The sequence below is a fragment of the uncultured Chryseobacterium sp. genome (genome assembly GCF_936933875.1).
Classification (GTDB): Bacteria; Bacteroidota; Bacteroidia; order Flavobacteriales; family Weeksellaceae; genus CAKZIK01.
Genome location: NZ_CAKZIK010000085.1, coordinates 48468 through 75345, shown reverse-complemented (window position 1 = coordinate 75345; position 26878 = coordinate 48468). Strand labels below are relative to the sequence as shown.

General features: G+C 36.2%; 23 protein-coding genes. 2 read left to right on the top strand and 21 right to left on the bottom strand.

Going from position 1 to position 26878, the window contains the following annotated elements:
* Positions 1–2: 2 nt before the first annotated feature.
* The 21 genes from Q0252_RS12065 to dnaK form a co-directional block, all read right to left on the bottom strand.
* Complete coding sequence (locus Q0252_RS12065; RefSeq protein WP_297986689.1) at positions 3–1211, bottom strand: exonuclease subunit SbcD; 1209 nt, start codon at positions 1209–1211, stop codon at positions 3–5.
* A 36-nt stretch (positions 1212–1247) separates the two neighbouring features.
* A complete protein-coding gene (locus tag Q0252_RS12060; RefSeq protein ID WP_297986687.1) occupies positions 1248–1952 on the bottom strand; it encodes a M48 family metallopeptidase in 705 nt (234 codons plus the stop codon).
* Positions 1953–1957: 5 nt separating this feature from the next.
* Complete coding sequence (locus tag Q0252_RS12055; protein ID WP_297986685.1) at positions 1958–5185, bottom strand: HsdR family type I site-specific deoxyribonuclease; 3228 nt, start codon at positions 5183–5185, stop codon at positions 1958–1960.
* Positions 5186–5595: 410 nt separating this feature from the next.
* A complete protein-coding gene (locus Q0252_RS12050) occupies positions 5596–6132 on the bottom strand; it encodes a hypothetical protein (protein WP_297986684.1) in 537 nt (178 codons plus the stop codon).
* Positions 6122–6814: a DUF3800 domain-containing protein gene (locus tag Q0252_RS12045; RefSeq protein WP_297986681.1), complete on the bottom strand. Its 693-nt coding sequence runs from the start codon at positions 6812–6814 to the stop codon at positions 6122–6124. Before Q0252_RS12045 ends, Q0252_RS12050 begins: the two co-directional genes overlap by 11 nt.
* A 5-nt stretch (positions 6815–6819) precedes the next feature.
* Entirely contained in the window at positions 6820–7056 is a 237-nt protein-coding gene (locus tag Q0252_RS12040; RefSeq protein ID WP_297986680.1) for a DUF2188 domain-containing protein, read from the bottom strand.
* A gap of 1 nt (position 7057) precedes the next feature.
* Positions 7058–8008: a hypothetical protein gene (locus tag Q0252_RS12035; RefSeq protein ID WP_297986677.1), complete on the bottom strand. Its 951-nt coding sequence runs from the start codon at positions 8006–8008 to the stop codon at positions 7058–7060.
* Between the two features lie 18 nt (positions 8009–8026).
* Entirely contained in the window at positions 8027–9187 is a 1161-nt protein-coding gene (locus tag Q0252_RS12030; protein ID WP_297986674.1) for a restriction endonuclease subunit S, read from the bottom strand.
* Entirely contained in the window at positions 9187–10512 is a 1326-nt protein-coding gene (locus Q0252_RS12025; RefSeq protein WP_297986672.1) for a Fic family protein, read from the bottom strand. The genes Q0252_RS12030 and Q0252_RS12025 overlap by 1 nt, the downstream gene beginning before the upstream one ends.
* Positions 10513–10514: 2 nt before the next feature.
* Positions 10515–12047, bottom strand: coding sequence for a type I restriction-modification system subunit M (locus tag Q0252_RS12020; protein ID WP_297986670.1), 1533 nt, complete (start codon positions 12045–12047; stop codon positions 10515–10517).
* A 6-nt stretch (positions 12048–12053) separates the two neighbouring features.
* Complete coding sequence (locus Q0252_RS12015; protein ID WP_297986668.1) at positions 12054–12614, bottom strand: restriction endonuclease subunit S; 561 nt, start codon at positions 12612–12614, stop codon at positions 12054–12056.
* Positions 12615–12849: 235 nt separating this feature from the next.
* Entirely contained in the window at positions 12850–13449 is a 600-nt protein-coding gene (locus Q0252_RS12010; RefSeq protein WP_185241959.1) for a hypothetical protein, read from the bottom strand.
* A 1-nt stretch (position 13450) separates the two neighbouring features.
* Complete coding sequence (locus tag Q0252_RS12005; protein ID WP_297986665.1) at positions 13451–14362, bottom strand: relaxase/mobilization nuclease domain-containing protein; 912 nt, start codon at positions 14360–14362, stop codon at positions 13451–13453.
* Positions 14355–14828 carry a special sigma factor gene (locus tag Q0252_RS12000; RefSeq protein ID WP_297986663.1) on the bottom strand — a complete coding sequence of 158 codons (474 nt, stop codon included), beginning with the start codon at positions 14826–14828 and terminating at the stop codon, positions 14355–14357. The genes Q0252_RS12005 and Q0252_RS12000 overlap by 8 nt, the downstream gene beginning before the upstream one ends.
* A gap of 259 nt (positions 14829–15087) precedes the next feature.
* Positions 15088–16209, bottom strand: coding sequence for a toprim domain-containing protein (locus Q0252_RS11995; RefSeq protein ID WP_297986660.1), 1122 nt, complete (start codon positions 16207–16209; stop codon positions 15088–15090).
* Positions 16210–16344: 135 nt separating this feature from the next.
* Positions 16345–17514 (bottom strand): VapE domain-containing protein, encoded by a 1170-nt coding sequence (locus Q0252_RS11990; protein WP_297986658.1) that lies wholly within the window; start codon positions 17512–17514, stop codon positions 16345–16347.
* A gap of 5 nt (positions 17515–17519) precedes the next feature.
* A complete protein-coding gene (locus Q0252_RS11985; RefSeq protein WP_297986657.1) occupies positions 17520–17861 on the bottom strand; it encodes a helix-turn-helix domain-containing protein in 342 nt (113 codons plus the stop codon).
* A 464-nt stretch (positions 17862–18325) separates the two neighbouring features.
* Positions 18326–19147, bottom strand: coding sequence for a hypothetical protein (locus Q0252_RS11980; protein ID WP_297986655.1), 822 nt, complete (start codon positions 19145–19147; stop codon positions 18326–18328).
* 5 nt (positions 19148–19152) lie between these two features.
* Positions 19153–20403: a site-specific integrase gene (locus Q0252_RS11975; RefSeq protein ID WP_297986654.1), complete on the bottom strand. Its 1251-nt coding sequence runs from the start codon at positions 20401–20403 to the stop codon at positions 19153–19155.
* Positions 20400–20966, bottom strand: a complete 567-nt coding sequence (locus Q0252_RS11970) for a helix-turn-helix domain-containing protein (RefSeq protein ID WP_297986652.1) — start codon at positions 20964–20966, stop codon at positions 20400–20402. The genes Q0252_RS11975 and Q0252_RS11970 overlap by 4 nt, the downstream gene beginning before the upstream one ends.
* A gap of 228 nt (positions 20967–21194) precedes the next feature.
* Positions 21195–23087: a molecular chaperone DnaK gene (gene dnaK / locus Q0252_RS11965; RefSeq protein ID WP_297986651.1), complete on the bottom strand. Its 1893-nt coding sequence runs from the start codon at positions 23085–23087 to the stop codon at positions 21195–21197.
* 583 nt (positions 23088–23670) lie between these two features.
* Between dnaK and ppk1 the strand changes: the two genes are divergently transcribed.
* Positions 23671–25737 (top strand): polyphosphate kinase 1, encoded by a 2067-nt coding sequence (gene ppk1, locus Q0252_RS11960; RefSeq protein WP_297986648.1) that lies wholly within the window; start codon positions 23671–23673, stop codon positions 25735–25737.
* A 254-nt stretch (positions 25738–25991) separates the two neighbouring features.
* Positions 25992–26876, top strand: coding sequence for an exopolyphosphatase (locus Q0252_RS11955; protein ID WP_297986647.1), 885 nt, complete (start codon positions 25992–25994; stop codon positions 26874–26876).
* Positions 26877–26878 lie beyond the last annotated feature (2 nt).

Here is a 26878-nt window from a genome sequence, read left to right as displayed (position 1 = left end):
AATTAGTTTTTTTGGATTTCCTTGAACAGTTCTATGATTTCTTCGTTCGGTTCCTGTCCTGCATTTTTTGATTTGAAATAATCGGAAAAAAGTTCCATGATATCCGCAGTGACATCAATAGATTTCGATGCAGAATTTTGCGACATACTTTGTGTCTTAACCTTAGGAATTAAATGAACGATACCGTTATGCGCCTGAAAAATGCGTTTATTATCGTCTGCTTTCAAATAAGTATCGCTTTCCATTGTAAGTTCAACCAAGCAATTTGGATTTTCGCGCAACCATTGTTCAGCTTCATCAATTACAGAAAAAGTTTTGCGAAACAATCGCTTTCCATTTTTGAGTTCCATGTTTTTAAAACTCACTTTTTCATTGGGAAATGCTTCTATAATAGTGACTACTTTTTGTTGTCCACATTCGATAAAACTGTATGTCAAAGGCGATGACGAGTATATGATAGGACAATTTTCCGTTCCTATATTTTGATGACCGTGAAGATGTCCCAAAGCAACATACTGAATTTGCGGCGGAATTGCATCCGAGAAAATCAAATCTGCATTTCCTATTTTGATTGGTTTTTCACCTTCGGGTTCTTCCAAAAGAACAGCACCTCGCTTGTTCATATAGAGATGTGTCATAAGCATATTCACACCATTTTCATCACAGTATTTTTCTGCCGTCCTTTTCCAACTGTTTTTCAAAGACAGATTCAGTTCATCTTCTTTATTCTCGCCAAAATATTCTTTCAATCTCACTTCGTTGGCAAATGCGGTATGAATAATTCTGATTGGAAAGTCATGCTCTTCGAGTTCCAGTTCCAGAAAACCTTCATCGGATTTCGAAATTCTGAAATCTTCCAAAATCAAAGGAGCGACAACTGCTTTAGGCTGCCCAATCAAGATAATTCCACATTCCCTTGCCAAAGGATCCGGTGCGTCAATCAACGACGGAGAATCGTGATTTCCCGCAATGGCGATTACAGGGCGCTTTCCATTTTTGGAAAGGCGTTTCAGTGTTTTATAGAACAAATCTACTGCTTCTGTCGGCGGATGAAAGGTATCGAAAAGGTCTCCTGCAATCAGCACCAAATCCACATTTTCCGATTCGGCAATTTCCACGATTTCATTCATTAAGTCGATCTGTTCCTCAATTCGGGAAAACCGGTCTAATTTTTTTCCGAGATGCCAATCGGCGGTGTGAAGAATTTTCATTTTTTAATTTTAGTTTTTTAAAGTGTTTTTTTGAAATCAAGCCAAAATCATCTCCAGTCTCTCTTTCCATCTCTCCCAATCAGGCAATATTTTAGATTGCAAATCGTAAAAATCACGAGTGTGATTGTGATGTACCAAATGACATAATTCGTGAATCATTACATAATCAATGCAAGCTTTCGGTGCTTTAATCATTTCCGGATTCAGAGTTATTTTTCCGTTCCTGGTGCAACTTCCCCAACGCTTTTCCATCCACCTTACTACAATTTCCGGTTTGATTATTTCATATTTACTGAATAACGGCAGTTTATTTTCTAAGACGATGTCAAATAAAGATATGGCTTTCTCACGATACCAGTTTTTAACTATTTTTTCAACAGTTTCTGAATTCGTTTTCGGGGTGTACACCATCATTTTTCCACGATAAAGTTTTACAGCAACTACATCTGCTTTTTCAATTTTTAAGAGATATTGCCTTCCAAGGTATAAGTGTGTTTCACCATTTTTATAGATTCTTGCTGGAATGCCCGGCTGAAAACTTTCATATTTTTTCTGCTGTTTCAGTATCCATTTTACCTTTGACTTGACTTTCTCAACAACTTCTTCTTTTTTCGTTTCCAAAGGAGCAATAACTTTTACTGACGCATCAGGATACACCTTTATACCCAAAGTTTTTCTATCAGCAAACTCCAGATTAAAGTTTATTTCAATTTTACCATAATCCACCGTCATCACCTTCATTTCCTTTATTTGTATCTGTTTTTAGCGATTTTGATTACTTCTTCTATGATTTCATCCATCTTATCAAAAGGAATTGAAAGATTGTACCTTTGTTGAGATTCGAAAAGAAAATCATCCAATTTGATTTTTAATTCATTCTCCAGTTCGGTATTGGTCTGCCAGTCTACGATTAGTGCGTCATCTTCGTATATAACTTCTTTAATTTCTGCTTCAAGTTCTACTGCCAAATCTGCTTCAACACCCTTATGATTTTCCAAATTTTCAAAAACTTCTTTAGCAACCACGTCCAACACATTATAATACGCGGTTGCTACAGGCTTATGTTCCAGAACCTCAGGAATTCCTAACTGTTTGCCGCTTAAAAACTGATTTTCATAATCTTTTACTTTATTCAGATATTCTGCTTCGTCAATACGGTGCTGACGGTAATCTTCAATTGCCTGCTTAATAAGTTCGGAGAGTTTTTTATAGAACACAGAATCATCATTCATTTTGACATTTATGGCACTAATCGTCCGGGAAGCGATATGGTCTGCTTTTGCGGCTTTACCTGTAATTTTTTCTACTTCCGTTTCGCGCTCTTCTTTATCAAAAATATTAACCAACTGGGTGATTTTCAAAACATCGCCTTCCGTTGTTATATGCTTGTCAATAAGTTTCTGCACTTGTGGTTCGTATTCTCTATAGTCGATATCATCATAATATCTTCTGGTAACATCAACTCTTAATTTCAAGAAGAAATGAGCGTCTTTTTTATAACGGTCTATCAGTTTTTCATTAGATACATCGTTGAATTCCACTGTGGACATCGCCATTTTGAACAAACGAACAAAGAAGGACAACTTTTCATAAAAACTGTGGCGAATGCTTTCATCACCCAATAATGTAGAATAGGCTTCTACATCGTATTTGTTTTTAATGGTCTTAAATAAATCCCATAGGTCGGAATGTGCCTGAGGAAGTTTTGCAATTTCTTTCTGAATATTAATCAGTGTCCCCTCCAGTTCTTCTTCATCAAACCCTTCCAAACCACTGTAGGTATTTAAAGCACTGTCCAGGTTTTCAAGATTGCCAAAATAATCAATGATATAGCCATAATCTTTTCCGGGAGCCACACGATTTACTCTTGCAATTGCCTGTAATAGAGTGTGCTCTTTTAGACCTCTGGTTAGATACAGAACCTGAGCCACTGGTGCATCAAAACCCGTCAACAATTTATCCACTACAATAATAATTTCGGGAGTTTCTTTCTTTTTAAATGAATTAATTATGGCTTTTTCATATTTCTGAGATGTTCCATATTTATCCATCATAGATTTGTAGAACTTTTTCACCACCTCTTCCTTTTCCTCGTAGGCGTCATCATTTCCTTCTCGTGTATCAACAGGAGAAATCAAAACTTCGCAGGAAACTTTTCCTATTTCCTTTAAGTATTCTCGGTATCTTATTGCGCTGGTCTTATTGGGTGCAACCAACATTCCTTTAAAACCTGTATTCTGAAAATTAGAAACAAAATGGTCCGAAATATCCCAGGCACGAGCATAAATTACCTGATCAGCCTTATTCAACTGGCTTGTGGTGCTGTATTTCTTTTTCAATTTTGCCTTACCATAAGGCGTTAAAGGTTCGGAAACTTTATCAAAGAAAGTATCCAGCGGTTTTTCGTTGACTTCGATCAGATTATGACGGCCTTCGTACAGAATCGGAACAACCGCCTTATCTTCCACCGCATCCATTATGGTGTACGGATCGCCGATAATTCCACCAAATTTACTTGCAGTGCTTTTCTCCTTTTTCATTAAAGGTGTTCCGGTAAAGGCAATAAAGCAGGCATTCGGAAATGTCTTTTGCATTTTTACATTGAAAGTTCCATACTGACTTCTGTGACCTTCGTCTATCAGTACGAAAATTTCAGAAGATGGAAATCCCTCTTTCTGCTGGCGAACTGCCGCTTCAAACTTGTTGATAATCGTCGTAATGACCGCATCAGAAGGATCTTTTATTAATTCTACCAAATGTTTTCCTGTTTGAGCATTTTCCACCGGAACCTGGCATTTTTGGAATGTTTTGGTAATCTGATCATCCAAATCAATACGGTCTGTAACCAAAATAATCTTGTGATTTTTTACTGATTTTAAAGACGCTATCAACTGTGCCAACATTACCATTGTCAGTGATTTTCCGCTTCCTTGAGTGTGCCATATTACACCGCCCGTCCTTTTTCCGGAAGCGTCCTGAACACTGATTTTTTTCAAAGTTTCTTTAATAGCGAAAAATTGTTGGTAACGGCTGATTTTCTTAATACCGTCATCATACACAATGAAATTAAAAATAAGGTCTAAAAGACGGCTTTTCTGACACAAACTGAACAATAACTTGTCCTGTTCCGTTACCAAAATATCTTCCTGCTCTAGGTTGTTAAAGTGTTGCAGAACGCTGAAATATCTTTGTTTAAAAATTTGTGTTCTTTCGTCTTCAGGAAGTGGACTGTTCTTAAGTAACTTCAAAGCATCAGCATAAGCCACACCCTGATCTTTTGTTCGGAAAATTTCTTTCCAGACATTCCAGAATTCTTTGGAACTTCCTGTAGTTGCGTAACTTGCTTCGTTTACCGCCAATGACATCAGCACATTGGAATAAAGATATAAATCGCGAATACCGTCTTCCTGCTGATTGCGCATATGCTGGGAAACTGCCTCTTCCAAAGGTTTTTTAATTGCCGGTGATTTACATTCAATCACCACCATTGGAATACCATTCACAAACAGGACAATATCCGGACGATAATGGTCATTTCTGCCGGAACGCAACACGGAATATTCTTCGGTAATGTGGTAGGCATTATTTACGGGGTTCTTCCAGTCAATATACTTAAAGGAAAAGCTTTTTTTGTCGCCCAAAATATTTTGCTCCAAACTTTTCCCTAATGTGATTAAATCATAAAATGCTTCATTGGCACTGATATATCCATCCTGAACAGGCAAATCCCTTAATTCGTTTATGGCTAAAGATATATTGGCATCTGAAAATTCAAAAGTCTTTTCCTTATACTCAATACTGTTGATTTTTTGCAACTGATCACGCAGAATAGGTTCCAGCAATACATTGCCGGTTCTTTCGCCACGCAAAACCATTGCTTCATCCGGCGAAATGTAAGTATATCCCATTTTCATCAGCAACTGCAAAGCGGGAATCTGGCTGATATGATCTTCAATGTATGATGGTGTGGACATCTTTATTATTTTATCTATTTACTATTTTGTCGTTTAACAATTGCTCTAAGAGAAGTCTAACAAAACTCTAGCACATTTCAATTAATATATTTATAATTTAACAGAGCAATAATCCCTTATAAAACAACAAGTTACATTACTTCCTCTAATAAATTCTCTCTTAAACTCTCTTAAAATCTCTCTTAAGATCTCTCTTAAAATTTACTTTTTAAGAGACCATTCTATTCCTTATTTTCTCATTCAAAATTCATATTCTTTTCTGAATATCAAAATGTTAAAGTTTTAAATTTTCTCATTGAACTCTTTGTCATATGATTTTTGATTTGTAAATTTGCATTGTTCATTCTACCACTATAGGAGAAAAGAATTTCGAAGTCCGATATGTCCTGATACATACCGGACTTTGCGGTTTAATATACCTGATCTAACTTTCTCTTAAGTTTTTTTCTCATATTTTTCTTAGCCCAATCTTCATTAAGATAATAAGCAGATAACAAATAATAGTCCTGTTTAGAACGCTGCGGCTCCAACACAATCACATAATCTTCATCTATGTCAAAAAGATATGTATGAATAACATCATGACCATTTTTTCTTTCCTTTACAGAGAAAACTTCAAAATTAGTTTTTCTTTTTTCCTGTATATGATACCAAATCCAATGTAATCTTTTGGAGCGGTCATAATCAAATACTGATCTGGACTTTAGTATTTTTCCTTCTTCATCAACAACTTCTTCAGATCTCTTGGTAAGATGATCAAAAAGATTTTCCATATCAATTATCCCTTGTTTTTTCAGAGGTCTTATTACTTTCGATCTAAAATTGAAATTTAGATTATCTGCAATATCTCTGTTAAAAACTCCTTTCAAGGATTCAGTTCTTTGATTCTCATTCAAATGTGTAATCTCCAAAAATTCGTTGTATTTCTTAAGCAGATTAGTCGCCATTTTTTAAATCAATATAAAACATATTAAACTTCTCTTCATCTTTCGGAGTATGCTGAGTTAATGGCTTACCACAAAGCTTCTCAATTTTCTCTATGATATTATTTTTAGCAGTTACGCGGTTCATTCCTCTTATTCTGTAATTTATTGCACCAATAAGGACATCAGCCAACTGCATTAGTTCGCTTTCATAGGACTTAATTACCTGTAGATTACGAATGTTGGTATAATCTCTTTCCAAATATTTTTTTAGACTTTTTGCTTTTAAATAAGAGTAGGTGTCCTTAATATCCATATAGATATTGTAAGTATTGTTTAGGTGAATTTTTTTATTTAACAATTGGTAATACATTTTATCATAAAATTCATCGTGAGTCTGCTTAAATTTAGTATGGTTCAGTTGAGACTTATCAATAATAATCGCTCGAAACTGCAAAGAGATATTGCTGAAAAAATAATCAATGAGTTCATTATAAAATGGATACTGAGATTTAGACAATGCACTCCATTTTAACTCGCCGTGCAGAAAATGTTTGCGTTTCATCTCCCGAATATTTTCGTTGTGCATCTTTAGCAGATGGTAAGGCGTGCTAACGTAACCAATAACCATAAATGGCTGCCCGTCATTTTCCAAATGGGTGCTTTCGTCACAATAAAGATTGAATGTTTTATTTTGAGCTTCCATATTTTTCAATTTTTATCTCTTGGCGGATTTGGATCTTTGCCGTAACTGTTTGGATTCTGAATTGTTCCATCTTTTTTATGAGGGATAAGTTCAGATTTTTCCTGCTTTGCTTTTTCACGGCTCCATTGCATGGCTTCCTCCTTTGTATTAAAATGTTTTGAAGCACGCTGCGCATTATTCTTTTTAGAATCCCAGCCCCCTCCAGAGTTTGGAACCACGTGCCTTTCTTTTCTATTTCCCATCTTATTGAAAATTTATGTTTTGTAATGAATTATTAATCACTTCTGTAATTTCATTTGCTGCAATACTGCTTGCGATTCCCTTAATGGCATTAAAAGCAGATTTAATAAATTTTGGCGATTCATCTCTCTGTAATCCAAGTTTTATTTTAGAAATCTCAAATGCGATGTCTTCTCTTTCAGTTTCAACATCTTGAGACAATTCTTCAATTTTTTCCGCAAGAGCAAGAACCTGATCTTTAAATTCCTCCGATAGATGGACTTCATTCTGTGAACCACCAACCACATTCGAGTTTTGAATATTTGCGGTAGAACCATCCGCAACGTAAACACCAGTGTTAATTGTATGATTGACTATTTGTGAAATTTTTTCTTTCTTTTCCATCACGTTGAAGTTTATTTCATTATTAAAAATGCTTTCATTTAGTTCTAAAAACAGATCTAAAAGTTTTGCTTTTGCAGTTGTAATAATATCAAGAAAGTAGGTTCGGGAAACTACCTTATGAATATTACTGATTTCGCAGTTATCTAGAATATTCTGCTGGACTAAAAGTTTTTCATAGGCCGTCAAACTTAAATGTATATTTCCTTCATTATCATCTAAAATTCTTTCAATTGCAAAAACGGTTTGTTTTACATTCAAATTCATAAACTCACCAAAATGTTCCATTCCTAAATTGGAAATTGGAACATCCCAATTTGTATACTGCATAATTTTTCCAAATCCTTGGTGATGTAAAAAACTCGCCTTTACATTTGAAACAGAAATCTTGCGATAATCTGGTACACCATGGGTATCCTTGTAGCCATAAATGAACTCACTTTCAATCCACGATTGTAGTTTTTCGTTCTTCAATAATTTTGCTATTACCTGCAGTTTGGGAACCACAACTGAAAATGAATCGTTTTCTGCCAAATGACTAATTACATCTTCAATAAGTTTCTTTACATCCATTTTGTTTTTTTTTTGTTTTTACACTGTTCTCACTTTCCCCGTAAGCAACTGCTGCATCAGGCCTTTTTTCTGGAGTTTTAGGTTTTGGAGTTTTTCTTCATAGTGTTTGAGTTCGGAAGAAGCGGTGTCGAGAATTTTTGAAATGGCTTTTTGTTCACTTTTTTCAGGAATTTTGATTTCGAGTTTCAACCATTCATTTTCAGAAAGTTCTTTTTGTCCTGTTCCACCCATAAAGTTTTCAATTCTTTTATAAACAAAAGGTGTTGATAATTTTATAAAAATGAATTTCAAGTCATTATTTTCATTTACCACAAAACTTGAAATAGCGTTAGAACAAATATTTCCACTTTGCTTTTCATTTACTATTCCAATTCCACCATTATGAATATTTTGTCTGCCTATTAATATTTCATCTTTATATCTCACATAATAAGGTCTTCCACTTGTTGAAATAACAGTTTTCACACTGTCATTAAAATCAACACCTTTTGCATAGAGACGAACGGTTAGAGTTCTATGATTTCCAATATCAGTGATTGCTTCTTTTTTGGGAATTTTTCCAATATTTCGCATTTTCACTGTCTTCCAGATCGTCTCTTCAAACCCTTTCACTCTTTTCTTCCCTGAAAGCAACTGCTGTGCAAGACCTTTATTGCGCAACCTAAGTTCTTCAATGGTTTTTTGGCAGGTTTCTATGGCTTTGTCCCAGGTGGAAAGGATTTCGGCGATTTTTTGCTGCTCGGGAAGTGGGGGAAGCGGGATTTTATAAGGATGAACATCATTCCTATTTAAAGTTGGAACTCCTGAACCAGAACCAAATCTGTTGAAATTTAAATAATTAAAAAGATAAAAAACATATTTTGGCTTGCTTCCAATAAAGTTTGTCACCCAGAGTGAAGTATTATGTGGCCAATAATCTTCCGTTATATAAAATACTTTTCCAATTGTACCTGAGCGTCCTGTAACAATACCCGGTGCTTTTGCTTTAAATTCATTATGAAATTTTAATATGCCATTTGAAAAAACAACTGGATGATTACCAGAAACTATATTGTTCATAGGTAAGTCAAACCCTCTTTGTAAAGGTGCAATTTCATCGATTCTTTTCACCTCCCAATCTTCGGGAATAATCCCGATGGAAGTTTGTTTGTAGCATTGTGGTATTTTAGTCTGTTCCATTACTGTATGTTTTCTTTCAGCATTTTTAGGAAAGACTGTTGGGCTTCCTGCAGGAATTCCTTTTGGTCTGCCTCGGTTGGAAATTCGCCGTAGTTGTAGGATTTTTCTATGCTTGGCGTTATTAATTGATAGTTTTCGGCATTAAACAATATCCTAAAAGAGTATCCCCATTTAAAAATTTTTAAACCTTCATTCTTTGGACCAGAAGTTTCATAAAGAAACCACATAGATTTTGCGTTCTTTACAAAATCAAGAACTTGTTCATTTCTCGAATTTCTTTCAACTTTATTCAAGTGCAAACTTCCTTTACTCTCCTGTGTTTTAGAAATAAGATTAGATTGCATTTGTGTCGAAAAGAAAGTATTTCCCTTGAAGAATTGCGATGCAATTTTTTCTGATAGCGGAAAGAAAGCAAATTCTAAAATATCCCACACCATTGCCTCCGAAAATTTTGGTTGCATTTTCTTCTGCTGCATTTTTTTCTGTAATAACTCAATCTCTTTATAGAAATCCGTTTCCTCCGAAATATCTTCACCTTTTGCTGCTTTTATGGAAACTTCCAGCGACCAAGCCAATTGCTCGCCAATGTACGTGATAAAAGGTTCATAATCTCCCAAATCGGCAAGATGCAGCACATTCAGATAGTTTTGCTTGTCGGCAGATTTTATGATAATCGGCGGCAGATTATTTTTTAGAAAAACATAGTTCATCAGCAGGCGGGAAATCCTGCCATTACCGTCATCAAAAGGATGGATGCTCACAAATTTGTAGTGCAGCATAGCCGCCAGTGTAACGGGATGCAACGCATTTTCTTCCTCACGATACCAGTCCATAAGTTCCTGCATTTTCAGCGGTGTTTCCGCCGGAGTTGCATAATGGAAGATTTCACCGTTGGCCAACCTTACAGAATTGGGATATTCTTTATAATTTCCAATTTTTATTTGTCGGCGTGTTGGCTGTCCGTCTGCAGTGATGGCATCTTTCCAGAAAGGTCTTACCAGGATAATTTCATTAAGATTTTTAATACTCTGTTCTGTAAGTGGTCTTTCCGGTTCTCCTGCCCATTCCTTTACCAGATTGAAAGCCACATCGTGAGCTTTCATTTCTTCGTATTCGCGGAAGTTATGGTTGCCTTTGGTATCATCAAAAATTAGCAAAAGTTCTGTTTCGCCGTAAGTAAGGGTGTTTCCTTCCAGATGGTTGGAATTATAGTTAAACTCAAGCCGGAATTTTTTATCCAATCTTCGTTGGTTCTCTTCACTCATAGGAAGTAGCGCCTGGAGTTCCGAAGAAAGCTGGTCAATTTTATCTAAGATGCTGGCCATAGTTATACTAAATTTAATTCTGTTAAATATTTCTCCATTTGTGCTTCCACGTCGCTTAACTGCTGTTTCAGCGATTGGATATTGGAGTGCACGGTTTTTATGTCAACTTCTTCCTCTTCCTCAAAAGTGTCCACATAACGCGGGATATTCAGGTTGAAGTCGTTCTCCTCAATATCCTTTATCGTCGCACGGTAAGCGTATTTGTCTTCCAGCACTTCGCCTTTTTCCTGCTGCAAAGGTTCACCGTTTCTGTAATTTTTGTAGGTGGTAACGATATGCTCAATATCCTTTTCGCGAAGAACATTCTGGTTTTTACCGCTTTCAAATTCTTTGCTCGCATCGATAAACAGCACATCTTTGTTAGCGCTTCTCGCTTTATCAAAAATGAGAATAGCCGCAGGAATTCCCGTTCCAAAAAACAGATTTGCCGGTAAACCAATCACCGCATCCAGCAGGTTTTCCTCAATCAGTTGCTGACGAATTTTCCCTTCCGAGCTTCCACGGAACAACACCCCGTGCGGAACAATTACGCCAACACGACCGTCGGTTTCGTTGGCGGTTTCAATCATATGACTGATAAAAGCGTAATCGCCCTTACTTTTTGGCGGCACACCACGGTGAAAACGCCCAAATTCATCAGCCGCTGCATTATCGGCCCCCCATTTATCCAGAGAAAATGGTGGATTTGCTACGACAATATTAAATTTCATCAAATTATCATTCTCCAAAAGCAGAGGATTGTTAATGGTATCGCCCCATTTTATGGTCGCGCTGTCCTGCTCGTGCAGAAACATATTCATATTACACAAAGCCCAGGTGCTTCCGTTGTTTTCCTGTCCGTAAAGCGAATAGTTTTTTCCCGGAATTTCTTTGGCCACTTTAATCAATAGTGAACCGGAGCCACAAGTAGGATCGGAAATACGGTTTCCCGGTTGCGGATCTACCAGTTTGGCCAACAATGTGCTCACTTCGGCCGGCGTGTAGAATTCTCCCGCTTTTTTACCTGCTTCACCGGCAAAAAGAGAAATGAGGAATTCGTAAGAATCTCCAATTACATCATTGCCATCCAAATGCGAAGGCTGCAGATCCAGTTTAGAAAAATCTACCAACAGGTTTTTCAAAATGGCGTTACGCTGTTTGGTAGGACCAAAAGCCGTTTCCGAATTGAAGGAAACCGAACGGAACACCATATTTAATTTTGCACGGTTGGCATCTTCCAGCGCCGCCAATCCCATATCTATAATTTCGCCCACATTGGCTTCGTTGCGGTTTTCAAAAAGATAATCAAAGGTGCTGATTTCCGGAACCTGAAAACGCTCGCGCTGCAACTGTCTTTTTACCATTTCTTCGTTGCCAGGATATTTTTGGCGGTATTGCTCCTGTTTATCTTTCCATACATCAGAAAGGTATTTCACGAAGAGCAAACTGAGGACATAATCTTTATAAGAACCGCTTCCCATAACAGGACGCAGGGAATCGCAGGCTTTCCAAACGATATTGTTGATTTCTTTTTGGGTAATTTTATTTTCAGGCATTATAAGTTATTTTAAAATGTTATTAATGGCGGTTTGGTATAATAGTATTTTCTCATCTTTAATAGCGTCGGCAAGTTTCATTTCTTCATCGTGCAGTTTTTTCATCGCGACAATTTTTTTCTGTATTTCCAAAGGCGGAATTTCAATCTCAAAATCTGCCAGTTCTTTTTTACGCAGTGAAGGAATATTACTTCCGGCTCCAGCCTGCTGAAAATAGGCAATGTTTTTTGAAAGGTTCAGCACTGCTGACAGAAAGCCCGGCAATACTTTATTTTCATCCACCTTAAGCACATAAAATAATGAGGAAGGAATGACTTCTCCCCATTTTTCTTCATATTCCGCAGCAAAAAAACGGCTTCCTTTTCCTGCAAAGAGAATGTCTCCCACCTGCAAAGCAAAAGCGCGAGTGTTTTCTCTGTCCGGAACAAAAGCATCAAAATTGCCCAACAAAGTACCGGTTTCCGAAAAATTCTTTGCCTGAAGAAATGGCAAAGAACCTTCTGCAGACGGCTTTAGATAAGAACCGAACTGAATTGAGCAGACTTCATTTAGTTTAACTTTTTTCATAAAATAGTATTGTAAGTACTCTACAAAGTAGTGCAAATTAAAATAAAATAACTAAAATATGCAAATTTATTTTTTTGTAGAATTATTCAAATTTATATTTTATTTAAATTAATTTGTTTTTATTAATGTAGAAATGATAAATTTACAAAACAAATTTTGTGGAAAACTTTTAATTAAGACGCTCATTATCTGATAATTAGACAATACGATTTAGAAAATATCCACCTTTTCAGGCTCATTTACTTTCAAACCCCTCCTTAAACTTCAAAAACTTTTCCCCATCTTTCGGATTCTTATTCATCCATTTATTCATCAAATCAGTATTATACTTCAACTGATTGTAGTCTTCAATTTTGTAAACCGCTTTTCCGCCTCTCTTGATTTCATCCAAAATTTCCTGCCGAATTTCACTTTTGGCGCGGATGCTTTCGGAGTACCATTTGAAAGCAAAATGTCCCGAACCAAACAAGATGATTGCCGCCAATGTCAAAATCCCGATGCTTCCAGGAAAAATAAATTTGATGTGTTTTTCAATTTTTTCAAAAAAGTTGATCGTTTTTTCAGACAAATCTGCAGGAATGCTTTCAGGAATTGAGGTTTTGAAACCTATGATAGATTCAAGTTCTGTTCTAACAAGCTGCATCGCTTTCTGCATCATATTGGTCGAACCGATAATCGCATTCTGTGCGGATTGATAAAAATTTCGAGCTTCTAAATGAACTGATTCAGTTTGTTTCGTGGATTTGATGTTTTCTTCATTCGTTTCAACCACCTTTCTAAGAAGTTCATAAATATCGTTTTGTGGTTCGTTTGGTGTTGTGTTTTGATTTTCCATTTTATCTAAATTTTCGTTTTTTGCGTTTTAATAATTCGTCGTCGGGAGTAGTGTAAGTTGGTTTCAAAAATTCATCAACCGTTTTTCCAATCTCTTTGGAAATATTGGTTCTTGAGATTTCTGATTCTTCATTTTCCCTCATTTGTCCGAGTAAGGTTTGTATATGTTCAGCTCTTTCAAAGTTGGAGTTCAAAGTCGATTTTATGTCTGCAATTTTCAGTTTGTTGGTAATCTCTGAAAGCTTATAGCCAGGTTTATATTGTCGCTCGGTTTGATGGTTGATGTCTTCATATCGCACAATTCGCATTCCCGAAATTCCGTCTATCACATTTTGCGAAAGTGTTACCTGATAACCTTTCAGATGCATTTTCATTACAAGATCATCGAAGCTTTTGGCGTATTTCAGCGAGTTTGTCAAAGCATAATACATCATCTGTTTCTTCTCTTTTCCAATCTCGATGTCGGTTTTCAGATTCAGTTCCTGACAGACTTCACGTACGGCTTTTCCAAAACTTTCTCCAATTTTATGTGCTGTAATCGTGTTTTCTCCAAAAGTGTTCACTCGATTCACAATGAAATGAATGTGCTTTTGCTTCGTGGAAGAATGAATATCCAAACGGATTTGGTTGTCATCGGTAACGCCAACTTTTCTTAAAGCCTTTAATGCCAAATCGGTCAGTTCTTCATTGGTCAATTTGTCGCCAATGGATTTTTCGGGAGAAATATATCCCGTCAAAGCCCAATTTTTCAGATTCTTATTTCTGTTGGCGACGGCTTTCATTTCCTTGAATTGTAGTTTGGGATCTTCGCTCAAAAGATTATTGCTATAAACCAATTCCGCAGTTCCTTTATCATTTCCGTTGTATTCCACAGCGATTTTGGAAATTCGTCTTGTGGTAGCACTGTTATTCATCTTCTTGAAATTCCGCTTCCGTTGTTGCGTTCATTTTATTGTAGAGATAATCGTATATTAGTTTGGTAATAGTTTCAACCTCTCTTAAAATTACTTTTGTATAGTCCAATTGTGAAAATTCCCGATGTCTCAATAAATTCTTGATTCTGATGAAATTATTTCCGTAACTGAGTAAAGTTTCATCTTCTTTAAATTCATTAATTCTAAGTTCTTTTTCAGTAATCAGAAGTCGAAAATATTTTGAAACTGAAAGTTTAAATCGTTTTGCCTTTATTGTGACTTCATCAAATTCCTTCTGCGTTAATCTCGTCGAGACCACTTTGGTGAATTGATTAGAAGTTTTCTTTTTTAAACCTCCTTTTCTGCCGATTTCTTTGAAGTAGTTTTTCCGTTTTTCTTTCGCAATTTTCTTTTCCTGTTCACTGAAAATTTGTTCCGCAAATTGTCTTATTTGATTGTTTTCCATTTGATATTTTTTTTCTTTTCTGAAGCAAAAATTTCTATTTTTTGCCGTTAATATTTTTTGAATTTTGTCTGAATTTTGTTTGAGATTTTCTTTGAAATTCAATTGAAAATTTCGCTGAATTTCCACTGAAATTTTGACTGATTTTTTCCTAAATCTGCGTTCTGTTTTAAAGTTTTCGACGATAGGAGAAAACCAAAATGTTCCAATTTTACGATGAGCGGACACGCTTATTGTAAACATTGGGTACTTTTTGCACTAACTATCTGCCGATTTTGCGTGGAGTTATTTTACCCAGGTCTTCACTTTCGATACCTGTATCTATTTTACGCAGGTTTTTTTCTTCCAATCCTGTATCTCTTTTGCGCAAGTTCCCATTGATTAAAAACTCATTTAAGTCCTTGTAATTTTTGAATAAAATCCGCTCGTCTGATACATTTGGATTTTCATTTTTTAGAGTTTCCGTCACCGAATCTCCCGTCCGGTCATTGTCCAAATAGAGTTCAATATTTTCATAGTTTTCAAGTTGATTTTTTACTTTTGAAATCATCGAAACAGAATTCAAAATGACGTAACCCGAAGCTTCTTTTTCGAGTGGTTTTTCCAGAATTTTGAACGACAGATAATCTGAAAATCCTTCAAAAATTCTTAAAATTTTGGACTGATTTTTTATCGAAGTGAGGTCTTTTTTACCCAAACAAATTTTGATGTATGGATTCCTGACTTCATATCCGTCCGAATCGTTTTTAAAACCCAAACCGTAATAGTTTTTTCCGTTGAGTTCGTAATGGATTTCCTTGAGTTCAGATTTTTGCGATTCGAGTTTTCTTGATTTTAAGTATTCCATCAAACTAGGGTGTTCGACTTCTTTGATTTCCAAAATTTGATATCCTGATTTTGGTTGAAAATCATTTGAATTAATTTTCTGTGTTGTTGGAATTGAATTATCAAATCTTTTCAAATATTCCAATGCTTCGGAAACCGAGCAATTCTTGATGCCTTGAACCAAGGAAACATTATCGTACTTCATTCCTGTTCCAAAATCGAAAGCAGTGTTTTGGTTAAAGTTTACCACCAAACTCGGTGTCCTTTCTTTTCGGTCGAAGGCATAATAAAAGGCGCTTTTACGGTTGTCTTTGCTCGGGAAAAGAGAAAAACTCTCCAATATTTCCCTGATGCTGATATTTTCGTTTGCCTGTTTGCAGTTCATAATGTTGGGGTTTTTGGTTTTGGGATTTTTGTGTTTGTGTTTTGTTTTATAAAGTTTTTTGGTGTTTTTACCTACCTTCTTACCTAAGCCTTTAGCAGAAAGTGTTGAGCGTGATTTTTCTGACTTACCTCGACTTACCTTTCTACCTACTTTTTTTAGATATTTTCTTCTCATTAATCTTTAATATTTAGGTAACTTTAGGTAAGTTTTATCATCTATTCTTACCTCTTATAAAAGTGTTTATTCATAATGGTTTCAAAGAATTTTAGGTAAGCAGGTAATTAGGCAGGAGGATTTTTGATTATTTTTTCATTCATTTTTTTCGTTCTCAATTTTTCTTTTGATTAAGTAGCCATAAACCTGCTTTTTAGAATGCTTTATCCTTTCAAAGTTTAAGGCGGTCAATGCTTTTCCGATTTTGACATTGTTCATTCTCACTCCCAAAGCATTGCTCATTGCGAGCATAATTTCGGTTGCGGTGAGGAAGTCGTTTTTGTTTTCTGATTTTTCAAAATGTGTGATGAGGATTTCCTGCTCCAAACTGACCTGTTTGAATTTTTCGTTTCGTTTTTCATTTTCGATAAGGTCTTCCGCAGTAAGTTCGGGATTGTAATCTTTCCTTTCAAAAGCATTGTGATACGCTTGAGCCCAAACTTGGTTAATGTCGATTTCTTTGGAATAACCAAAATCAATTTCCAGGACTTCAAAAATGATCCATCGCACACTTCCTGTTTCATCGGTCAAGAAATCGGAGCGGTTGGTTGAACCGCAGAAAGACGAAGTTCTAAACATCAAAGATGATTTTCTGTCATAGGGTAATCTTGCATTCACCGTGTTCTTCGAAATAAACGCCTTCAAAATATTGACATCCGTTTTGGACATCACCGAAAGTTCATCGATATTGATGATGAAGTTTTTGCAGAGCGCAATAAGTCCGTCTTTGTCCACGCCAATGTCTTCTGTGTAGTATTTCTCCAAACTTGGCGGAATCAGGAATCTCAAAAAACTTGTCTTTCCACTGTTTTGCTTGGTATTGTAGAGGACGAAGCATTGTTTGTTGATGTAACCTCTTTTCAATGCACACAAGACTGACCTTGTCAACCATTTTTCAAAATGGATTTGGAAAGATTCCGTATCTGTTGTCTTGACAAAACTTGTCAATCTTTGGATATGGTTTTCGCCGTCCCATTTTTGAAGGTTTTGAAAGTAGCTCTCGAATGGATTGAATACCGGAATCAAATGGCTTCGCATCAGTATTTCAAGTTTGTTGAAAGCGATGTTGATTCCCGCCTGAGTAAGTTCGATGTACAGCGAGTTCAAGTTCAACTCAGTCCAATCGTCATTATCTGTCTTTATCTCGAATTCCAAGGCGATTTCGTTGAAGCGGAGTTGGTATTTCTTTCCGATATATTTTATTATTTTGTCGAAAACCGTGACCGAACCTTTACTGCTTTTATAGAGTTCTACTTCAGTATCCATAGCCTTTAACCTCTATTTCGTCTGAAATTTTTCGCAGCCTCTGCTTCAATTTCAACCATCGTTTTTCTTCTTCCGTTGCGAATCCATTCAAGCAATTCATCTTCGAAAAAATAAAGTTTCTTTCCACTTTTGTAACACGGAATCTGGCGAGTTCTCACTAATGTATAAACTGTCGGTTTTGCTTTTCCGATAATTTCGCAAGCTCGGTCAATGTCAATTGGTGTTTTCTTTTGAGGAATGGAAGCCAATTCTCTTCGCAGGATAAGCTCCTTAAGTTCCTCGACTTGGTTGTTCAAATGCGCAACCGCACTTGGTAGGTTTTCAAATGAAATTTCTTTGTGTTCCATAATGATTGATTTTAATTATTATGGTGCAAAGAAAAAAAGTGATTTCTCTGTGATGCCGATAAACACGTAATCACAGAGAAATCACTTATGAAACACTTTTGTTTTTAATTTTTATTAGTAAAAAAGAACTTGGAAGGAAATATAAGATCGAAAAAAAGTAAACACAATTACGAACGCAGTGTATTCGCAATTAATGATCTGATGAAAAATCCGAATTTCGATATGTTTTTCAACCAGAGAATTTAGGAGACACCGTCTAGTATTTTCATACTGCGGAAGAAATCATCAATTAAAGCAGACACAAAAAAATAAAGTGTCGCAAATATTGGATAAATTTGCGACATATTTCACGAAAATATCTTTGTAAATACCTGATTTCAAGTTGATTTAAAAAACTAAAAAGATGAACCCCTCTTAGTTTTTTTTAGAATTTTTTTTCAATTAGTTTCTAATCCTAATCAAAATTAATTTACTAGATCAGTGATCTCCTCAATCTTAATAATTCCCTTTTTTTCATCATCCCGAAGATGCGATTTGATGCTGCCTTGTTCCACATCTTTCAAAGAAACAAAAACCGATTTCAAAAATTTTGCAATAGAATCCTGATTGCTCACTTTGAAATAATTCCAAATATTCCATCCAAAATGATAGAGGTCTAAATTGGAAAGTTCTGTTGTTGTGATTGAAACATCTTCCGAAATATACTTTTGGTCGGAATAATTTTTTATTGCGTCACATAAAATTGAAAGATCTTCATCATTTGTGTACAAAGCAAATTTCTTCCTTGTATAATCTAATGCAACGTCCAGTTTATTTTGTTTCTTTTTATCGAGCAAAACTTGTTGTTGGGTTCTGATTTTATTAAAATCCTTTACTGAATCATTCCCTATTTCAGATTCTGATAAAGTTCCTGTTTCTTTGGAAGGTAAAAATTCGACGATTTCTTTTTCTTTTGTCTGAGATTCCGCATTAGAAACTTCAGTAATTTCATTTTTAGATTGATTATTGCAATCTATCAATTCTTCTGAATCAAATACATTTTCTTTAACCACCTTTTTTCTTACCCATTCTACAAAATTAGTTTTCTCCAAAAATTCATCAAGTAAAACAATAATCAGTAAATATATCACAAATGCAAATCCGGCAGCTCCCCAAAAAATAATAGTTCCGCCGAAATCATCATTAGATTCTTTCCGATAAAAGTATCTGGAAATGAATCCTACTAGTACACAAGCGATAATTACTAAAAAATACTGCAGAACATAATCGCGATTTTTACGGTTCATAAATACTAATTTTTTAGTGTTTTCAATTGTATCGCTTCTGCCGCTTGATTTTTCTTCTCATCCACCACTTTCGCATAAACCTGCGTTGTCCTCACATTGGTATGTCCAAGCATTTTCGAAACTGTGTAAATATCGGTTCCGCTAGAAAGTTGCAAGGTCGCAAAAGTGTGTCGAAAATTGTGAAATGTAATTTTCTTGATAATTCCTGCGGATGTAATCCATTTTTTTAAAGGTCGGGAGATCCATGCTGAATCAGGAAGTCCACTAAAAACTAACGTTGTTGATGATTTCCTTTTGCCACAAAGTTGCAGCGCTTGCGCAGAGATGGGCATATATTCCACAACTTTAGTCTTTTGCTGGGTAAAATGAATACGCGGTGCATCATTTTCCATGCTTATTTCTTCCCACTTCAATTTCTGAATATCGGAAAGTCGCAACCCTGTTAATGCTGAAAAAAGTGCTGCACGCTTTAAAACCTCATAGTCGCACGGAGTTTCCACCAATGTGTTCAGTTCATCAATAGTTAAATATTCTCTTCGGGATTCTATTTCAGAAATTCCTTTCAATTTTGCGGAAATATCAGTTAAGAAATAATCGTCGATAAAAGCTTGTTTCAATACTGCTTTGAAGATCGAGAAATACGTTGCAGCACTGTTTTGCGACAATGTTCCCTTTTTGTTTCCGCCAAGTGGTGCGCTCAAAAGAAAGGTTTTATAATTTTCACAAAATTTCATATCAATCTTTCCAAACGGTATAAAATCATCACCATAAGATTTAAGAAACTCAAGCGACCTTTCCCAATTAACTTTGATGGAATCCGAACTGTTTTTATGTCGTCTTTTAATCAGAGATTTAAAGTAGTCAATAAAGTTCTCCTGTCTTTTTTCATTCAATGCCTCCTGCAGCAAATCAACTTCATTGTAAATATTTTTTTTATCATATTCCCTCTGTCTGATTTTTCGTACAGAATCCGCATAAAACATAGTTTCCTTATCAAGATCACTTTTGCAAATGATAACACCATTATCGTCCCTTTTCGGCTTAAAGGAAATGGAATTTTCAGTCTTTCTTGCAACTCTTTTCTTATCAAACTCAACGGTGGTAACAGTTCTGTTTAGATACTCACGAATTCTCTGAACTTCCGCTTTTCCTGCCACAATTACCGGATAACTTTCCAAGTAGATATACCATTCTTTTCGATATTCAGACTTTCTGAGTCTTACCGTGACTTTTGTTCTTATTAATTTTTGTTTCATTTTGGATCAAAAATTTCATCAATGTATCTTTTAGGAACGTACACAAAACTTCCGACTTGTTTTGTTGGAATTTTATTTTTCTTAATCACATTACTTACGGTGCTGGGATTTGCTTTATATTTCTCACTAATCTCTGAAATCGTATAGCAGTTCCCAACTTCAAAATCTCTATTTTCTTCTTTTTGTGCTTCCACAAAGTTGTCTGCAGGAGTGAACAATAATTCTAAGTCAAATTTGCTTACTCTTGTAAGTCGGTGTCCAAAATTATGCGCAGGAATCTTTCCATTTTTGATTAATCTATGGATGGTATCCTTCGAAATTCCATAAAGCATCACAGCTTCACTAACAGAAATATACGGTCGTGTTTGAATTTCAGCAATTCTATTACTCTTTTTTTCTAAAAGAGATTGCTTCTCCTTCACTTCCTTGTCTAACTGTTTCTGTCGTCTTCCTTGTTTCTCCGAACAATATTTAGAACAAAATCTTGTCGAAACAGTTTTTGCTTCGAAAGGTTTTTCGCAGAACTCACATAGTTTCGGAATTTTCAGTTGACTAAAACCCATTAAAAAATTATTTTTCGGTTTACGTGCATTTTAAGGCAATTAAGGCTAAATAAGTCCTAATAAGGCGCACATTATCCGCATTTAAGGCGCGGTACAAATATGTTACAAAAATAGTATAAAAATCGATCAAAATCAAGCATTTTCAATAATTGTCAAAAATAAAAAATCGCTGTAAATTACTCATTTACAGCGATCTTATGATTATTTCTGATTGATTGTAATCGGCGATTACTTCACCTCTTCGAAGTCAGCATCTTGCACATCATCTGCACTGTTTGCTTGACCTTGAGATTGACCAGCATCTGCACCTTGTGCTTGTTGACCAGCTGCGTACATTTCTTCGGAGGCGGCCATCCAAGCTGCGTCTAACGCTTCGGTTTTGGTTTTTGTAGCTTCTGCGTCTTTTGCTTCGAAAGCAGTTTTCAATTCTGCAACCGCAGTTTCGATTGCTGACTTTTTGTCTGCTGAAAGTTTGTCGCCAAATTCTTTCAATTGCTTTTCAGTTTGGAAAATCAAACCGTCGGCTTTGTTGAAAACTTCAACTTCTTCTTTTTTCTTCGCATCGGCAGCAGAATTTTGTTCTGCTTCTTTCTTCATTCTTTCGATTTCCTCGTCAGAAAGTCCTGAAGATGCCTGAATTTTAATCGACTGCTCCTTACCTGTTCCTTTATCTTTCGCAGAAACGCTCAAAATACCGTTCGCATCAATATCAAAAGTTACTTCGATTTGAGGAACACCTCTTGGTGCAGGTGGAATATCAGTCAAGTCAAATCTACCGATTTCCTTGTTGTCGTTAAACATTGGTCTTTCACCCTGTCCAACTCTAATGCTTACTGCAGGCTGATTATCGCTAGCTGTTGAGAAAACCTCAGATTTTTTGGTTGGAATGGTGGTGTTCGCTTCAATTAATTTCGTGAAAACTGAACCCATTGTTTCAATACCCAATGAAAGCGGTGTAACGTCTAATAAAAGAACGTCTTTCACATCACCGGTTAAAACTCCCCCCTGAATTGCGGCACCAATAGCCACAACTTCGTCAGGATTTACGCCTTTTGACGGTTTTTTACCGAAGAATTTTTCAACCTGTTCTTGGATGATTGGAATTCTTGTAGAACCACCCACTAAAATTACCTCATCAATGTCAGAAGTTTGCAAACCAGCATCAGATAACGCTTTTTTACAAGGCTCCATTGAACGTCTTACCAAATCTTCGGAAAGTTGCTCAAATTTCGCTCTCGTCAACGTTTTCACCAAGTGTTTTGGACCTGTCGCAGTCGCTGTGATATAAGGAAGGTTGATTTCTGTTTGCGTAGTTGCAGAAAGTTCAATTTTTGCTTTTTCGGCCGCTTCTTTCAAACGCTGAAGTGCGATTGGATCCGCTTTCAAATCTACGCCTTCTTCATTTTTAAATTCGTCAACCAACCAGTTGATAATTACATCGTCAAAATCATCACCACCTAAATGCGTGTCACCATTTGTAGACAAAACTTCGAAAACACCGTCGCCCAAATCAAGGATAGAAATATCGAATGTTCCACCTCCAAGGTCATAAACCGCAATTTTTTGGTCTTTGTGGTTTTTATCCAAACCGTAAGCAAGCGCAGCCGCAGTTGGTTCGTTGATAATTCTTTCCACCTTCAAACCTGCAATTTCTCCCGCTTCTTTTGTAGCCTGTCTTTGAGAATCGTTGAAGTAAGCCGGAACTGTAATTACCGCTCTTGTTACTTCAGTTCCAAGATAATCTTCCGCTGTTTTCTTCATTTTCTGAAGAATCATTGCTGAAATTTCCTGTGGTGTATATTCTCTGTCGTCAATTTTAACTTTTACTGTATCGTTCGGTCCAGCAACCACGGTGTAAGGAACTCTTGATACCTCTTTAGCATCATCTTTGAAGTGTGTCCCGATAAATCTTTTGATTGAATAAACCGTGTTGTGAGGATTTGTAACCGCCTGTCTTTTAGCAGGATCACCTACCAATCTTTCACCGTCTTTCGTAAATGCTACAACAGAAGGCGTTGTTCTTTTCCCTTCTGCATTAGGAATTACAACAGGGTCTTTTCCCTCCATTACGGCAACACAAGAGTTGGTTGTTCCTAAATCTATTCCAATAATTTTACTCATGTTATTTATATTTTTTAATTTTCTATTAATGATTGTCACGCTGAACATACTCAAGCGTTGCTACCAAATTCTCTAAAAATATACCAAGCACAAAATTGTGACAAATTGACAGAATGTTGATGAAATCAGTCGAAATCGCGTGTCAAAATTTTTCATCCTGAGCGGAGTCGAAGGAAGGAGCCGGGAACCTGATTTCGCTACTCGCTTTTTTGCTCAAGTTCTTTTCAAGTTCCGCCAAAAAGAGCTCAAGCATGCCGTTCAAAACGAGGAACGAGTTTTGACGATTCCATCAAAAAAAATAAAAATACAGAGTAAATCAGGGCTATAACATAGCGCTTTCGGTGCGAGGAGTGAGGAACGAACTACGAATCAATTTTTGAAAATAGAGCCTTCTCCTCTTCACGAAACAGGATATTCTCGTTCATCAAGTTATGTTTTGCGATTTTGTTTTTAAAAAGAATTTGTTGAAGGTATGATTTGGGCTTGTTTCAAAATTAACGAAAATTTAGCACAGGTTATATGGCTGAAATCATAAGAATCTGTCTTAAAATCCGTATTTTTGAGGAAATTCAACAAAAGAAAAATGTCACAACTTTTCAATCCTAGAGATGTCACTTGGTTGGCTTTTAACGAACGTGTTCTACAGGAAGCAATGGATCAAACTGTTCCTTTGGCTTTAAGAATCCGTTTTTTGGGAATTTTTTCTAATAATTTGGATGAGTTTTTCCGTGTTCGTGTAGCCGGTTTACGACGTGCCATGGAATTTAAAGATAAGTTTATTACAGATTCTTTTTTTCAGCCACCATCGAAAATTTTGGCGAGAATAAATGATATCGCTATTGAGCAGCAGAAAACTTTCGATAAAATCTGGAAGAAAATTCAGGAAGAAATGGCTGAACAGAAAGTGTTCATTAAAAATGCTAAAAACCTGAATGCTGAGCATAAAAAATTTGTAAAAGAATATTTTGATGAAGTGGTAGAATCTCATGTGGTTCCCATTATGCTTCAGGAAAATAAACCAATGCCCTATTTACGGGATAAAAGCCTTTATTTGGGTGTTGCGATGCGCAGAAAAAACTGGCAATACGAAAGCAGTTTTGCAATTATCGAGATGCCTACGCGCTTTATTGGTCGTTTTGTGATGTTGCCATCTGAAAATGGCGAAAAAAATGTGATGCTTTTGGAAGATGTGATTACGTTTATGCTGCCGGAAATTTTCAACTTTTTTGGGTATGATGATTATGAAGCGCATGCTTTTAAAATAACCAAAGATGCAGAATTCGACCTTGACAATGACATTAGAACCACGTTAGCAGACAAAATTTCGAAGGGAGTTAAAAACCGTCGTAAAGGAAAACCAACGCGTTTTACCTTCGACAAAAATATGGACAAAGCGCTTTTGGAATTTCTGATTAGAAAATTAAATCTTACCAAGCGTGACAGTATTATTCCGGGTGGAAAAATCCACAATTTCCGCCATTTTATGGATTTTCCAGATGTTTTTAAACAATCTAAAAAACCGGAAGAGCGAACCTCTTTCCTTCATCCTAAATTCCCTAATGATCAACGTATTACAGAAGTTATTTTAAAAGAAGATGTTCTTCTTACTTTCCCTTATCACGATTATCGTCCTGTTACAGACCTTTTGCGCGAATCTGCAATGGATCCGGATGTAAAATCCATTCAAATAACAGCATACCGTTTAGCCAGTAATTCCAAAATTATTAATGCTTTAATTGGCGCCGCCAGAAATGGAAAGGAGGTAACGGTAATGTTGGAACTTAGGGCAAGATTTGATGAAGAAAGTAATTTGGAATGGAAAGAAATTTTGGAACAGGAAGGAATAAAAGTACTCACCGGAATACCGAACAGAAAAGTCCATGCAAAATTATGCGTTATTAAAAAACGCGTACACGGAAAAACATTTCAGTATGGTTTTGTAAGCACCGGAAATTTTAATGAAAAGACCGCTCGAATTTATGGAGACCATTTGTTGATGACTTCCGACAGAGGAATAATGGCAGACATCAATAAAGTGTTTTCCGCTTTGAGAAAACCCAAAGAAGATCCTGCCGAAACGCTTAAACACTGTAAAAGTTTGTTGGTTTCTTCTCCATTTATGCGTGAAAAAATCTTTTGGCATATTGATAAAGAAATTGCTGAAGCCAAAGCCGGAAGAAAAGCAGAAATGATTATTAAAGTAAATTCCCTTAGCGACCGCGAATGCATTAGAAAACTGTACGAAGCAGCAAAAGTGGGCGTGGAAATTAAATTGATTGTGCGTGGAATTTACTGTGCAGTAAACCAGAAAGATTTCAAGAAGAAAATTCGTGCAATCTCTATTGTTGATGAATATCTGGAACACGCAAGAGTGATGTATTTTTATAACAGAGGCGCTGAAGATATTTATATTTCATCCGCAGACTGGATGACACGAAACCTGGATTACAGAATTGAAGCAGCTGTGCCGATTAAACAGAAAAACCTCAAAAAAGAATTGCTCGACATTCTGGAAATTCAGCTTAGTGATAATGTAAAAGCAAGGATTTTGGATAAAAACCTCAGCAACGAATACGTGGAACATGAAAAAAATGAACAGGACTTCCGCTCTCAGATTGAAACTTATAAATATCTGAAAGCAAAAGTCTGAAAAAAGCTGAAAGAGATTTCTAGCCCCGATTGACTCTGAAAACATGTAAGGTTTTCTAAGGAAACGTCGAAACTCGTTCCTCGTTTTGTAGTGGCATCCTTTTTAGTTTCGGCGGCAGCTTCGCTGCCGCCGAAACTAAAAAGATAGAGCGGAAAACTAACGTAGTGGTTCGGCGTAGCCAAAGCGGGACCGAAATACAGAAAGATAACCCCTTTTTCTGCTTCAAAAAAAATTAAAAATTGTAATTTTAAGTAATGAAAATAGCAGCCATAGATATCGGAAGTAATGCCGCCAGATTACTCATTAGCGAAGTAAAGGAAGTACCCAAAAATAAACCCGAATTTATTAAACTTAACCTCTTGAGAATTCCGCTTCGTTTGGGAATGGACGTATTTTCTAATGGCGAAATTGGGAAGGAACGAGAGAAAATGGTTATCGATTCTATGAAAGTATTTTCGGACCTGATGAAAATTTACAACGTGGAACATTACCGAGCCTGTGCTACTTCTGCAATGCGCGACGCTAAAAACGGCGATAAAATCCGCAAAATTGTAAAAGAAACGTCAGGCATTGACATCGAAATTATTTCCGGGGATGAAGAAGCCACTTTAATTTACGAAAATCACGTGGCAGAAGGTCTCGACAAAAATTTCGATTACCTTTATGTGGATGTTGGTGGTGGTTCCACAGAACTTACTTTCTACGAAAACGGCAAGATGAAGTACGAACACTCTTTCAACATCGGAACGATCCGACTTTTGAACGGTTTGGTTACGGAAGACAACTGGAAGGAAATGAAGGAGGAAATACGGAAAAACATCAACAGTAAAAAACCTATTGTAGCGATTGGTTCGGGTGGAAACATCAATAAAGTTTTTTCCATGAGTAAAACCAAAGATGGCAAGCCACTTACACTGAACTATATTAAAACTTTTCATAGAGAAATTGCATCACTTTCTGTGGCTGAAAGAATGGCCAAATACAACATTCGGGAAGACCGAGCCGATGTTTTGGAGCCCGCCTTAAAAATCTACAGCAATGTGATGAACTGGAGCGACATCAGCAAAATTTTTGTTCCTAAAATTTCTGTTGCCGATGGTTTGGTGCATAACATTTATGATAACTTGAAGAAAAAATAATA

Excerpts from the sequence above, each read along its gene's own strand:
- Q0252_RS12065 (WP_297986689.1), bottom strand. The coding sequence starts at position 1,211 with ATGAAAATTCTTCACACCGCCGATTGGCATCTCGGAAAAAAATTAGAC.
- Q0252_RS12060 (WP_297986687.1), bottom strand. The coding sequence starts at position 1,952 with ATGAAGGTGATGACGGTGGATTATGGTAAAATTGAAATAAACTTTAAT.
- Q0252_RS12055 (WP_297986685.1), bottom strand. The coding sequence starts at position 5,185 with ATGTCCACACCATCATACATTGAAGATCATATCAGCCAGATTCCCGCT.
- Q0252_RS12050 (WP_297986684.1), bottom strand. The coding sequence starts at position 6,132 with ATGGCGACTAATCTGCTTAAGAAATACAACGAATTTTTGGAGATTACA.
- Q0252_RS12045 (WP_297986681.1), bottom strand. The coding sequence starts at position 6,814 with ATGGAAGCTCAAAATAAAACATTCAATCTTTATTGTGACGAAAGCACC.
- Q0252_RS12040 (WP_297986680.1), bottom strand. The coding sequence starts at position 7,056 with ATGGGAAATAGAAAAGAAAGGCACGTGGTTCCAAACTCTGGAGGGGGC.
- Q0252_RS12035 (WP_297986677.1), bottom strand. The coding sequence starts at position 8,008 with ATGGATGTAAAGAAACTTATTGAAGATGTAATTAGTCATTTGGCAGAA.
- Q0252_RS12030 (WP_297986674.1), bottom strand. The coding sequence starts at position 9,187 with ATGGAACAGACTAAAATACCACAATGCTACAAACAAACTTCCATCGGG.
- Q0252_RS12025 (WP_297986672.1), bottom strand. The coding sequence starts at position 10,512 with ATGGCCAGCATCTTAGATAAAATTGACCAGCTTTCTTCGGAACTCCAG.
- Q0252_RS12020 (WP_297986670.1), bottom strand. The coding sequence starts at position 12,047 with ATGCCTGAAAATAAAATTACCCAAAAAGAAATCAACAATATCGTTTGG.
- Q0252_RS12015 (WP_297986668.1), bottom strand. The coding sequence starts at position 12,614 with ATGAAAAAAGTTAAACTAAATGAAGTCTGCTCAATTCAGTTCGGTTCT.
- Q0252_RS12010 (WP_185241959.1), bottom strand. The coding sequence starts at position 13,449 with ATGGAAAATCAAAACACAACACCAAACGAACCACAAAACGATATTTAT.
- Q0252_RS12005 (WP_297986665.1), bottom strand. The coding sequence starts at position 14,362 with ATGAATAACAGTGCTACCACAAGACGAATTTCCAAAATCGCTGTGGAA.
- Q0252_RS12000 (WP_297986663.1), bottom strand. The coding sequence starts at position 14,828 with ATGGAAAACAATCAAATAAGACAATTTGCGGAACAAATTTTCAGTGAA.
- Q0252_RS11995 (WP_297986660.1), bottom strand. The coding sequence starts at position 16,209 with ATGAGAAGAAAATATCTAAAAAAAGTAGGTAGAAAGGTAAGTCGAGGT.
- Q0252_RS11990 (WP_297986658.1), bottom strand. The coding sequence starts at position 17,514 with ATGGATACTGAAGTAGAACTCTATAAAAGCAGTAAAGGTTCGGTCACG.
- Q0252_RS11985 (WP_297986657.1), bottom strand. The coding sequence starts at position 17,861 with ATGGAACACAAAGAAATTTCATTTGAAAACCTACCAAGTGCGGTTGCG.
- Q0252_RS11980 (WP_297986655.1), bottom strand. The coding sequence starts at position 19,147 with ATGAACCGTAAAAATCGCGATTATGTTCTGCAGTATTTTTTAGTAATT.
- Q0252_RS11975 (WP_297986654.1), bottom strand. The coding sequence starts at position 20,403 with ATGAAACAAAAATTAATAAGAACAAAAGTCACGGTAAGACTCAGAAAG.
- Q0252_RS11970 (WP_297986652.1), bottom strand. The coding sequence starts at position 20,966 with ATGGGTTTTAGTCAACTGAAAATTCCGAAACTATGTGAGTTCTGCGAA.
- dnaK (WP_297986651.1), bottom strand. The coding sequence starts at position 23,087 with ATGAGTAAAATTATTGGAATAGATTTAGGAACAACCAACTCTTGTGTT.
- ppk1 (WP_297986648.1), top strand. The coding sequence starts at position 23,671 with ATGTCACAACTTTTCAATCCTAGAGATGTCACTTGGTTGGCTTTTAAC.
- Q0252_RS11955 (WP_297986647.1), top strand. The coding sequence starts at position 25,992 with ATGAAAATAGCAGCCATAGATATCGGAAGTAATGCCGCCAGATTACTC.